Origin of the sequence: Fulvivirga kasyanovii (assembly GCF_009711405.1) — a bacterium.
GTDB classification, from domain to species: Bacteria; Bacteroidota; Bacteroidia; order Cytophagales; family Cyclobacteriaceae; genus Fulvivirga; species Fulvivirga kasyanovii.
The window spans coordinates 1-12096 of sequence record NZ_SMLW01000526.1 but is presented as its reverse complement, the minus strand read 5'-3'; the positions used below and the strand labels follow the sequence as shown (position 1 = coordinate 12096).

The window sequence follows — 12096 nt, the reverse complement described above, 5'->3', positions numbered from 1 at the left end:
GGCCGGCTTTGTAGATGAGCCACAGACATGGGTCTGGGGCAGTTGCCGTAGCTACGGGGGGTGGGCTTCATTAATTTTTATACTCTGCCTGAATGCTTGACTTCAGAGCAGGCATACAAGTGTTTAAAATTTACAATTTTATCTATTGCATAGCCTATAGCTTTGCGGGGTCAATTTATAAGGTCACCAACAGCCTGCTATTAAATCAGGCTCAGGACCTTACAAACTTGTTGTATTTAGCCACCTAAATCCCTGAATTATGATCATCAGCTTATTGAAACTCATCTTATTAGTTATACTACTATATAACCTGATAAAATACTTCAGTGCGCGCCAATCACACCAAAAAGCTCGCAAACAACTATTACAGGACAGACCAGTCAGAAAGCTAGCCAGTATTGAAAAACAAATATTGAATAGCTTATCAGACATACGCAACCTCTCCGGTGATGATGTGTACTACCTAACTGGCTCCTCAGAAATACTAACCCTCAACACCAATTACAACAACTCCGTGACCCATTATACCATAGGAGGCATAGAGGTTGTACTGCCTTATGACGCGGCTTTATATCTGGATGCCAATAATGAGGCTGAGGCTGCGCTTACCAGCGATAACAAATTGGCAGTAGTTTCTTTGAATGGAAAATTTTTTATTGAAGAAGCATGGAAACTCGCCAGGCAGGGAGCCGCTCAACGATCTTAGTTAAGCAAATAATCCTAAGCCCCACCCTGGTCGTAGAAGCGCAGCAATCCTACGACCTAAAATGATATAGGGCGTCCGCCCGATTCTTTAAATGCTATCTTTGGAAACATGGGAAAAAGTATGCCATTCGGGGTCATCACGCTATATATTTCGTCACATTTTGCCATATATTCCAATAATCGAGCGGACGCTCAAGCACATACCGGGTCAGTAGCGGAGGCTACAACCGGGCTTAATTATTTACCATTACATCTTTAAATGTATGTATGATACTATGGTATCCTCTAAACATTTACAAGTCATGATCACCCTTTACAGAACAGGCATTATTACCTGCATTACACTATTTATGCTTTCCTGCTCCGGAAATGTAAAAGAAAAAACCAGATCCGATGCAAGGTCTTCCGAAACAGATGGAGATACCACACAAGCTGATGTGTTTTCTGTTTCAGAAGAAGACCTTTTTTCCCTTTTAACCCAATGGAAGGAAGCACAGAATTCTGGCGATTTTGAGGCATACTCAATACTATATGGCGATGACTTCCGGGGAATAAAACGGTCAGGAGAAAACACCTTTACCTTTGATCGTGAGGACTGGCTGAAAGACAGGCAGCGTATGTTTCAAAAGCCGATGACCGTAGATATTTCAGATGTTAAAATTTTCATGCAAGACCGTCCCTATAGAATTCTTTTCAAGCAGGGCTGGTCCAACGGCACCTATTATGATTTAGGCCCCAAGCACCTGAGTGTAAAAGTATCGGGCGACCGGTTAAAGATTGTAAAGGAAGAAATGCTGGAATCCAGGCTGGCCAGCACCACAAATGACATTAACAATGTCATGAACTACCCTCTTTTTTACGCAAGGGAAGGAAACTATGTACATATTCCCGTAGATTTTTCGAACGCACAGTTGCTCAGGAAAGACAAAGTATGTGATGAGCGCTGGCATGAGACTCACTGCATAGATGTATCTTACTTTAGTATTGACAGTACCCAAACTCCACTGGATAGTGTTATCAATAAAAATATATTTATTGGAAGCATAAACTCTGATTCGGTCTCCACCCATACCATAGCCGGGTGGCGGGCCATCAGTAAATCACTGAGGGACAGTCTTCCCGGGATTACTCACCCCAGCTCAATATTTGAACGCCGTTATTTCTGGGTGGGTGGATATGAGCGTACAACACCCCTGTCTTCTGCATTATTCTTTGGGGGTGAAGAATTGCCCATTGAACAAGGACAATGGGCATTAATTTCGTCCAGAAAACCTTTCGTGTATAGAAAAAAGGAAATTGCCGAGGAATTGAGACAAAGCCTGCTTAACCAGACCGGCGAGGAGGACACCCACTCCTATTCATTGGAGTATTTTGAAGGAAAAACACAAAATTTTGCCACAACGGCTGAAGTCTCTTCAGAGTGTGGTGAAAATGTATTCGATAATATAAAGCTATGGGAGGTGAAAGGTGAAATACTACTTTTTGTCAAAGACCTCCCTGACCTCCCCGTTTCTATACTTGATTTGGATGGTGATGACCATCTCGACATGCTTTACCATGATAATTTCAGAGAAGACCCGAACACTAACATTTGGTGGGAGTCTCCAAACTTTGCTAAAAGAGGAGACGATACCGTATTTCTGTCATGCGGCTGCTAAACAAGCCAAAGGAAAATAACAAGTAGGCGGTTTTATGCATAAAGCATTCACAGCGTGTGCAGATCACTTTTTACTCAAAGAATCTGTATAAACAATGCTCACTTTTCCAGAAAGCCTTATTTTTAGGGATAAACTCACTATACATACAAGTCCGCATGAAATTATTTAAACGATTTATTCAAAATATTAATTTGATAATGGCATTTGCATTGGGAGGTGTGACTTTTGGAGGGGCGATATTGATATTGTCAGAACAGGAAGCAAAAAAAAACTATTATCTGGCCAAGTCAAACCTATCATTACTGGAAACTGCTGATAAATATGAGAAACTCATGGTAATACAGGATTCTATCTTAAGAATTGACAGCGAGATTTTTGAAGGTGATAGCCTGCCAGTTGAAAAATTTCATCTGATAGCCAACAGAATTACCTTATTAAGGTATTATATGCAGACAAGCACCCAACTTGATGTAATGCTTGTAAGTTATGATTTAGGAATGGACAAAAGGCTGAGAGAACACTACTACAGTAAGTATAAAAGCTTGTTTTCTGATTACCATTGGGACAAAGGCGGATATGAGGGTTTGGGTGTAGATATTGATCCATTAGGACCTGAAGACTTTTAGCAGGGTTGTTTAATAAGAAAAGAACACTTTTTTAACTAAACAGGCTCTTTCCACCCTCGGATCGGGCGTGTAATCTGAACGTAACCTGACGGACACCTTCCAAAAATTAACAGTCAGCTTACAACACATTAGGGGTTATATGTCAATTAAACTGATCGATAACATCGAATTCCAACCTGTTCGTGTTTCTCCGGTTCACCCACTCCATAGGTTTTAAGCTTACCCAAAAGTGGTAAGCATATTTCAAGAAGCCTGCTAAGATTTTCAAGCGGGCACAAAAATCCCACCATTTACTTTGAAATACAAAGTACTTTTAATTACCTTTATCCAAGCAAATGAACTTAAGGTTAGGTTCGGAGTAATTTTCAGAATGTATTCCCTGAACATATAGACCTGATTATCATTTGAAAAAATTATCACAGGACAAAACTCTAACAATGATGAAAAACAAAAGATTGATCGGAATTATACTGGCGGTGGTGGTCATCCTGCTTATTCCATTTACAGCCATGCAGTTTTCCAGTGAAGTGGACTGGTCTGCATTTGATTTTATTCTTGCAGGCATATTGCTGCTCAGCACCGGACTGGCATGTGAGCTGGTGCTGCGCAAAGTACATAGCACTATGCAAAGGGTAATTATCTGTGGTGCTATCCTGCTCGCGCTTTTCCTCATTTGGGCAGAATTGGCGGTGGGCATTTTCGGGACTCCAATTGCAGGAAGTTAAAAGCCTGCCCGGAAGGACTTGATTGCACATTTATCTTTCTTCTGCCTTCCGGGCTAATTTACTTCATCTGTACGCCTTATAAACAGCGAGTTTGTTCCTATGACTTTACTCTCAATGGCAAACTTCTCAACCCGTATACTGCACTATTTTCAGAAGGATGCAGGGTAAAAGGCTCCTGATGCTCAATAGCGGAGTACCTTTTCAAAAGCGCAGTTAACCCATTTTTAGCTTCAAGGTGTACCAATGGCGCTCCCAAACAGAAATGTATACCCTTCCCTAAAGCCAGATGAGGATTCGGATCACGATGTATATCAAAAGTGTCGGCATTGGAGAACTTGCTCTCATCTCTGTTGGCTGACCCTATCATGACCAGCACCACCTGCCCTTTGCTTATAATATGACCATCAAAATGGCGTGTAACATCTAACTTAAAAATAAACTAAAAGATATACCCATCATCCAAAAAAACATTAAATTTGGAGTCGCCCCTCTCCAATTAATCCCTCCACTTGGTTTTTAGGCACCATTCATTTAACGGTGAATTGCCAGACCATGGTAAAGGATTGTCAATAGATATATGAATAACATGAAAATCTTAAAACCCTATCCACGACTAATTTGTACAATATGCTGGGTCATATTGTACAGTCTACTCTTTAAGCAAGTCTATGAACCGGTTGATTTCAGGTTTTTCTTTTATCTGGCCGTGCTACTTGGCCTTACAACGGCCAGGCAGTCACAAGATGGAAATTCATCCAAGAGCAAGGTAAACCCACTGCTCATCTACTTTGTAGTTGGGCTTTTTTATGATTGGTATACTTATGTAAATCATGAAATCACCTCATCACATAACTTTTTTCACCTATTAATTTCAGGCTATGTTGATTTTAACAGAATTACAATGTATACGGGTGAATACTTTGCCAATCTTGGCATCCTCGCTCTCTCCACACATCTGCTATCAGTAGGAATAATTATAGGAATAAGCTCTCTAAACCTCGAAACCATTAACAAAACCCTCGATCTCGACTACGTTTTGAAAAGAGAAAAAAAGTACGGCTCCCTTGCCTTATTTATGGCTCTTTTCATAATGTCCATTTTGTTTACCATAAAAGCTGAATATGATTTTTCTTCCTTTTATAATGGGTTATCTGAAACATTTAAAAAAGATTTCCCGGAACCAGGAATAACACCTGGAATAGTTCTAAACACCACCATATTGGTTATTGTACAGGTCTATGGGTTGCTTTTTTTAAATAAAGTTTTCACGAACAAGCTACAAATTATATTATGTTTTTGGTTACTGATATTCGCAATTAAGATTTTATCTTATCCAATGGAGGGAGCCTCCCTCAACTTACTCAGAAGTATGGATGATACGTTTCTCGTGTTTATCGAAGTTTTGGTTATATGTATATTTCTAACGAAAATCAAAGAGCCTCTAATAGCCTTTACCCTGTCAGCCCTTGTGAGTTGGCTAATATCATTACTTTATCAAACATTCATCTTTATTCCGTATGATATTCTGAGTTATTTGATTTCCATACTGAAAGGCATTTATGTGCCGGTTTTGGGAGGTTTAATCGCAGGGGCAGTGTATTATTTTGTAGATAAACAGCTATTAAAGTCCAATACGGAAGCAATCTGAAAAGAAGGAAATGTATTGTGAAACCTTTCCTTCTTTTCAACCAAATGAAAACCGAATTTAACAACCTCAAAAAACTGGCACCCTTAGCTTTAAAGCCAGAAAAAGGCTATATTTATTCCAAATAAATCATTTCATTCTATGAAAAAGGTATTTCTATTAACCTGGGCAGTAGCATGCGGAGTATTTTTATCTGCCTGTAACAACAGTGAGGATGCGGAAGAGAATGATTACACGGGTCGCCAGATAACCTATAGTCTCCTGCAAGCTTCTGATTTCCCCGTCTATGGCACGGTAATATTTAAAGAAAGAACCGACCTGGGGATACAGGTAGAAGTACAACTCGAGGGCACAGATGGAGATGCATACCACCCGGTTCACTTCCACTATGGCAACCTGGCTACACAAGATGCCGAAATAGTTTTTTCCCTGAACGATCTTTATGCCGACACCGGGGAAAGCATCACTTTACTTAATGATTTAGTGGACAACAACTCGTTTGGGTTCGATGACCTGTTAAAATTTGACGGGAGCGTGAAAGTCCACCTGTCAGCCACCGGCGAAGGTAGGGATGTTGTATTAGCCGCGACCAATATCGGCAGTGCATACTCAAAGCAAAACCCTAATGGCCGTTTGAGTATTGCAGTCTGTAAAAGCAATTAGTTTCAATATAGAAGGCACTCAGGTTTGATGTCTCGATTTCAAGTATAGCAGGTAGTGGCTTCTGAGACACCTCTGCTTTTTTGGGAATATTGTAAAGCTTTCAGACGATTTGACAGATTCTAATAAAGGATCAAGTGAAATTTCTGAGGAGACCCTATTCTCAGTAGCAAGTTTCACTTTACTTGTTTTACTCCCCAAACCATTTACTCCACAGGTTTAATGTTTGATCCCTAATCAATCTACAACAACCCCTTCTCTGCAAGCGTCGCCTTTATCCTCTCATGCCGTTTCCAGAACTTATCCTTTAACTGCCTGCAGACCTTATCAAATTCAGGATTTCCTTTCATTTTTTCCATCATAGGGTCATCCTCAAACATCAGGATCCAATAGAAATAATCATCCTCCAGAGCAAACAGCTTCATTTCTTCCAGCGCACGTTTTGTATCCCCCTCGTAGGAGTAGTAAGCTGCAAGACTGATGTGCTTATAAATGGATTTATCTTCGTCGGCAAAATCTTTAAAAAGCTTCATATAATGGTCTGCCTTATCCGGCATGCCGAGTTTATCATGCAGCACGGCTATTTTGGAATATTCGGCAGGGTATATGTCCAGATCAAGTGAATCTTTTATACGCAGGAATGCACTGTAATACTTATTTGCCAACTCATAATTTTCATTGTAGTAACAGACTTTGGCTACTTCCTGCAACACATCCAGCCGGGTAGTATCTTTGGCCAGTATGTTGATCAGGTTTTCCTGCAAGCTGTTTATGTCGTCGTCAGCGGCATAGATAATGTAAGCTCTAAGATAATCAGAGTAGATATTTTGAGGGTTGTACGCCAGTGATTTTTCTGCATATTCCCGTGCCTGACTAATAAAACCTACCTGGATCAGCGCATTGCTTACGTGCAGGTAAATAAAGCTGGTCGTTACCGAGTCATTGGAATTGATATCGAGTTGGATTCCCTTAAGCGCGTATTCAAGATATTTCTCCGTATTCGGCATGTAGTTAGCATAATAATTAGAAAGGGCATTGAGTACCTGCGCGGAATTGGGATTAGACTCCAGGGCCCTTTCGAGATAAGGAAGTGCCTTTTCATAATCATTAACATTTATGTAGTAAAATGATTTGGCAATCAGCGCCTCACCCAGGTGTGCATCTATGAGCAGTGCCTGGTCTGCATTATAGTTCAATTGCGACAGATATTTCTTTTGAACCTGAAAGGCATCCAGGTAATAATAAGCAATGGCAATATTGGCGTAAGCCAAGGCAAAGTTTTTATCCTGCTTAACAGCTTTCCCCAACCAATCAATAGCCTCAAAAACACCTTCTTCGGAATCCCGGTTTAGCGCATCGATACCTTTCAAATAATAGTCATAGGCCACCATATCATCGGTAGGCACCTTCCTGATCCTCTTCTCTTCATCAGGTGTAATAATCACCTGTATTTCCTGCGCTATACTTTTGGCCACATCCACCTGCAGGTCGAAGATGTCGCCCAGGTTGCGCTGGTACTCCTCGGCCCAGAGATGCCTGTCACCCGCAGCATCTATGAGCTGGATGTTCAGGCGTATTTCATCACCAACCTTCTGGCCGCTGCCTTCTACGATATAACTCACATTCAGCTCCTCTGTAATTTCCGGAATACTCCTGTTGGTATTTCTGTATTTCTCCACAGAAGTGCGGCTCACCACGCGCAGGTCTTCTATCTTCTGAAGATGCCCGAGTACAGACTCCATTACACCATTGATGATGTACACATTGGCAGAGTCGCTGCTGTTATTGATAAAAGGCAGTACCGCTATTGACTTTTCCACCGGGTAAGGGTGACGTGGAGAGTTATTGAAAAAGAATATGGCCGTCAATGCCAGTAATACTACTCCAACACCCATGGCGAGCCATCCGTACTTTCTTTTATCCGGGGAAGCATCATCTGGCGCCTCTACTGTGGCCTTGGCTTCTGCCTCTTCTACCTGACCGGCCTCTCCGGGAGTATATCCGTACTGTTCGCGAAAGCATTTTATAAAGTACGAGGTGCTTCCAAACCCTACTTTATAGCAAATCTCAGAAACGGTGAGGGTATTGCTCCGCAACATTTCCAGCGCCCTTTGCAGCCTCACCTGTCGTATAAACTGGCTGACAGAGCAGTTTGCCTCCTTTTGTACTTTTCTCAGCAGGTTCGACCGGCTCATATGCATTGCCTCAGCCAGCTCAGCAACACCAACCTGCTCATTGGCCAGGTTCCCGTCGATGATCTCCGTGACCTGCCTGAGGAACGGTGAATCTTTAGAAGTCGAATTTTGCATTAATCAGATAGAGGTTGTTTTGGTTGGATTGTAAACGTGCACTTATCTTCGCGCGGTCAGCACAATTACTAATTCCCAGCATTCAAAAGTGTCGAAAATTATAATCAAAATGAAGCGTAAAAGCCTAAATAGATTGGCCTTGACGCAGAGTTTGCATCATATTTTATACTGTTGCATCATAATTTATACCTGATATTCAAACCTTACATCATTTGCATCTTTCATGTTTAGTGACGCGGGTGCGTTCTGCTGAGCTTTGTCTCAAACAATTTAAAATCACTTATTATGAAAAGATTAAAGATCAAAGGATTGATGGCTGCATTAACAATCATGTTGGCCGCGGCTTGTAGTGGAACCGGTCAGGAAATGAAAAAATCAGAAGGGAGTGCCACTGCCGAAGCCCCGGACATGAGCATTCATGAGGCAGTATTTATGGGCAATATAAAAGCGGTTGAGGCCCATGTGGCTTCGGGCACCGACCTGGATAAAAAAGACCAATGGGGTTCTACACCTCTTACTATTGCTGCAACATTTAACAGAACCGAGGCTGGCAAGGCTTTAATAAAAGGCGGGGCCAATCTTAACCTCCCCAATAAAGAGGGCTCTACCCCGTTGCAGGTAGCTGCATTTTTTGGCAGAACAGAGCTGGTGGAAGCCCTGCTGCAGGCCGGAGCTGATAAGGATGTAAAAAATAACTTTGGCAACACAGCCTATGAAGTAGTGACTATGCCTTTTGACACTCTAAAACCGATCTATGACCAGATCGGAAAGGACCTTGGCCCGCTAGGGTTTAAAATGGATTACGAACGGCTAAAAGCTGCCCGCCCAGTCATTGCCGAACTACTGAAAAAGTAACAAGCCATGGATAAAAGGAGATACGACATAGACTGGATCAGGGTGATTGCCATTGGCCTGCTGCTGATCTACCACATTGCTATCGCATTTCAGCCCTGGGGTGTTTTCATTGGCTTTATTCAGAGCCATGAACCCCTTGAAGCTATATGGATACCCATGTCGGCCCTGAATGTATGGCGCATTCCCCTACTGTTCTTCGTTTCGGGCATGGGGGTTTGGTTCGCCTTGCGTAAACGTAACCTGAAATCCCTCCTCCTGGAACGCACCAGGAGGATTTTCCTTCCTTTTGTGTTTGGCGTATTATGCATTGTACCACTCCATCAGCTATTATGGCAGGACTATTACCATCAGGACATCTCGTGGATACCTTCACCCGCACACCTTTGGTTTCTGGGCAACATTTTCATCTATGTATTGCTCCTATCTCCATGGTTTGTCTATCTGAAGGAAAAGGAAAACCCATGGTTAAAGCGAGTCTTAAGTTGGTTGTTTTCCAGCCCATTGGGCATATTGATTATCGTGATACCATTTGTATTGGAAACCCTATTAATCCAACCGGAAACCTACGAGATGTATGCCGTCACCTGGCATGGGTTCGTGCTTGGTTTTCTGTGCTTTCTCACAGGGTTCTGCTGCATGCTGGCGGGTGATACTTTCTGGCCGATGGTACTTAAATGGCGCTGGCCATTCCTGGGTATTGGAATCCTATTATTTCTGGTTCGCCTTGTTGTATTTGAGCTTAAAGGCCCTGAATTACTTCTGCCCGTGGAAACCCTGTTCTGGGTATTCGGTGTATTTGGTTTCGGCTACAAACACCTCAACAAACCAAGTGATATTTTACCGGCACTAAGCCAGGCCGCTTACCCGGTTTACATTGTGCATATGGTGTGGCTTTACCTCGGTTCTTATTTGATATTACCTTTAGAAATAGCCGTGGAATTGAAATTCCCCGCTGTTATTGTTTTTACAGCGCTGGGGTGCTATGTCAATTATGAAATTATCCGAAGGCTGCATTGGCTCAGGCCTTTGTTTGGGTTGAACAGGGCCAAAAGTATGGGAAAGGAAGTAAGCGTGGAAGAGGTTAAGGTGGTCAGATATTGACCACCTTACTTTACCCCAATCAAAACTTAAGCGATACACCTCCCACCCCACTGGAGCCGGAGGTGTACCTTAAATATTAACCCACCTGATCGGTAGCTACTTTATAAGTAGGGTCTTCATAATAATTGATCTCAATGATGGCGTCGGCCCGGTCGAGCATTCTTCTGCAATCCTCACTCAAATGTCTTAGATGCACTTTCTTACCTACTTTCTGGTAGCGTTCTGTGATTTTATTGATCGCCTCAATGGCTGAATGGTCTGCCACTCGTGACTCCTTAAAATCTATTACTACATGTTCAGGGTCATTTTGGATATCAAATTTCTCTGCAAATGCTGCGGTTGATCCGAAAAACAAAGGCCCGTAGATCTCGTAGTGTTTGTAACCATGTTCATCCACATGCTTTCTGGCCCGTATTCTTTTGGCATTTTCCCAGGCAAAGGCCAGGGCAGAAATTACCACACCGATAATAACGGCTACAGCTAGGTTATGAAAGATTACCGTAACTCCGGCTACTAGTATCATTACTATAACATCGATCATCGGCACGCGTCTGAATATCCTCAAACTTGCCCACTCAAAAGTACCGATCGCTACCATAAACATCAGTCCGACCAGAGCTGCCATAGGCACCATCTCTATCAGGGGAGAAGCAAACAAAATAAACATCAGCAAACTGACTGCAGCCACTATACCTGATGTACGGAAACGGCCTCCGGAGCTCACATTGATTATACTCTGACCAATCATGGCACAACCACCCATACCACCGAAAAAGCCGGTCACCAGGTTGGCCGCACCCTGTGCAACACTTTCTTTATTTCCTTTTCCACGGGTTTCAGTCATTTCATCAATCACAGACAATGTCAATAAACTTTCGATCAATCCTACCAGGGCCATTATCAGTGAATATGGGAATATGATCATTAAAGTATCCCAGGAAAACGGTACTAAAGGAATATGAAATTCAGGAAGGCCACCTGCTATAGATGCAATGTCACCAACAGTACGGGTATCGATCCCTCCCAGGAAAACTATACCCCACACCACCAGGATAGCTGTAAGAGAGGCTGGCACCACCTTGGTAAGCTTAGGCAGGAAATAAATGATGGCCATGGTTAAAGCTACCAAGGCAAGCATAATATACAGCGGATAGCCTGTCATCCATATTTTTGCACCATCTATCTCAACTTTAAACTGATCAAACTGCGCCATAAATATGACAATGGCCAGCCCATTCAGAAAACCAAAAATAACCGGATGGGGCACAAGACGAATGAACTTACCCAGCTTAAAAAAGCCTATGAGCATTTGAATAATACCCATGAGCACTACGGCCGCAAATAAATACTCTACTCCATGTCTGGCCACAAGGCTTGCTATAACTACGGCTATGGCGCCGGTAGCACCGGAGATCATACCAGGGCGGCCTCCAAATACTGCCGTGATAATCCCGATAATAAACGCCGTATAAAGACCAATCAGCGGGCTTACATCAGCAATAATTGAAAAAGCCACTGCCTCTGGCACCAGGGCAAGGGCAACAGTAAGGCCAGACAGAATTTCGTCTTTGGGGTTGTACCCCTTCTTTTTTAAATTTTCTAGAAGTGTCATAAAATTATTTGAATAAAAAAACAGCAATCCATCACCTTGCAGGATAAGCCATCCGGCAGAACTTATGGATCCGGGAAATAAATTTGATTTAATTAAAACTCAATCGCAGCGTACCCCGTGATTTTCAGGGTGGAGTAACGGGGCTATTTGTCTGAGTAGGTGTCTTCATTTTGAGGCTGCAAATTTAGCTTTTTGTTTTT

Annotated in this window: 11 protein-coding genes; 8 read left to right on the top strand and 3 right to left on the bottom strand. The window is 42.4% G+C overall.

The window, feature by feature from the left end:
* The first annotated feature begins 259 nt into the window (after window positions 1-259).
* From E1163_RS11630 to E1163_RS11615, 4 genes are all read left to right on the top strand, one after another.
* Window positions 260-706 carry a hypothetical protein gene (locus E1163_RS11630; protein WP_155171841.1) on the top strand — a complete coding sequence of 149 codons (447 nt, stop codon included), beginning with the start codon at window positions 260-262 and terminating at the stop codon, window positions 704-706.
* 301 nt (window positions 707-1007) lie between these two features.
* Window positions 1008-2363 (top strand): nuclear transport factor 2 family protein, encoded by a 1356-nt coding sequence (locus tag E1163_RS11625; RefSeq protein ID WP_155171839.1) that lies wholly within the window; start codon window positions 1008-1010, stop codon window positions 2361-2363.
* 197 nt (window positions 2364-2560) lie between these two features.
* Window positions 2561-2989: a hypothetical protein gene (locus E1163_RS11620; RefSeq protein WP_155171837.1), complete on the top strand. Its 429-nt coding sequence runs from the start codon at window positions 2561-2563 to the stop codon at window positions 2987-2989.
* Window positions 2990-3429: 440 nt separating this feature from the next.
* Complete coding sequence (locus tag E1163_RS11615) at window positions 3430-3714, top strand: hypothetical protein (RefSeq protein ID WP_155171849.1); 285 nt, start codon at window positions 3430-3432, stop codon at window positions 3712-3714.
* A gap of 97 nt (window positions 3715-3811) precedes the next feature.
* Here E1163_RS11615 and E1163_RS31395 read toward each other — a convergent pair whose 3' ends face one another.
* Window positions 3812-4150, bottom strand: a complete 339-nt coding sequence (locus tag E1163_RS31395; protein ID WP_343033815.1) for a cytochrome P450 — start codon at window positions 4148-4150, stop codon at window positions 3812-3814.
* Window positions 4151-4291: 141 nt separating this feature from the next.
* Between E1163_RS31395 and E1163_RS11605 the strand changes: the two genes are divergently transcribed.
* Window positions 4292-5362, top strand: a complete 1071-nt coding sequence (locus tag E1163_RS11605) for a hypothetical protein (protein WP_155171833.1) — start codon at window positions 4292-4294, stop codon at window positions 5360-5362.
* 138 nt (window positions 5363-5500) lie between these two features.
* On the top strand, window positions 5501-6022 hold the full coding sequence (locus E1163_RS11600) for a hypothetical protein (RefSeq protein ID WP_155171831.1): 522 nt from the start codon (window positions 5501-5503) through the stop codon (window positions 6020-6022).
* A gap of 239 nt (window positions 6023-6261) precedes the next feature.
* Here the strand turns inward: E1163_RS11600 and E1163_RS11595 are convergent, their stop codons facing one another.
* Window positions 6262-8328 (bottom strand): helix-turn-helix domain-containing protein, encoded by a 2067-nt coding sequence (locus E1163_RS11595; RefSeq protein WP_155171829.1) that lies wholly within the window; start codon window positions 8326-8328, stop codon window positions 6262-6264.
* 285 nt (window positions 8329-8613) lie between these two features.
* On the opposite strand from E1163_RS11595, the gene E1163_RS11590 reads away from it, so the two are divergent.
* Both E1163_RS11590 and E1163_RS11585 read left to right on the top strand, forming a co-directional pair.
* Window positions 8614-9183 (top strand): ankyrin repeat domain-containing protein, encoded by a 570-nt coding sequence (locus E1163_RS11590; RefSeq protein WP_155171827.1) that lies wholly within the window; start codon window positions 8614-8616, stop codon window positions 9181-9183.
* Between the two features lie 6 nt (window positions 9184-9189).
* Window positions 9190-10284 (top strand): acyltransferase family protein, encoded by a 1095-nt coding sequence (locus E1163_RS11585; protein ID WP_155171825.1) that lies wholly within the window; start codon window positions 9190-9192, stop codon window positions 10282-10284.
* Window positions 10285-10360: 76 nt separating this feature from the next.
* Here E1163_RS11585 and E1163_RS11580 read toward each other — a convergent pair whose 3' ends face one another.
* Window positions 10361-11896: a SulP family inorganic anion transporter gene (locus E1163_RS11580; protein ID WP_155171823.1), complete on the bottom strand. Its 1536-nt coding sequence runs from the start codon at window positions 11894-11896 to the stop codon at window positions 10361-10363.
* Between the last annotated feature and the right edge of the window lie 200 nt (window positions 11897-12096).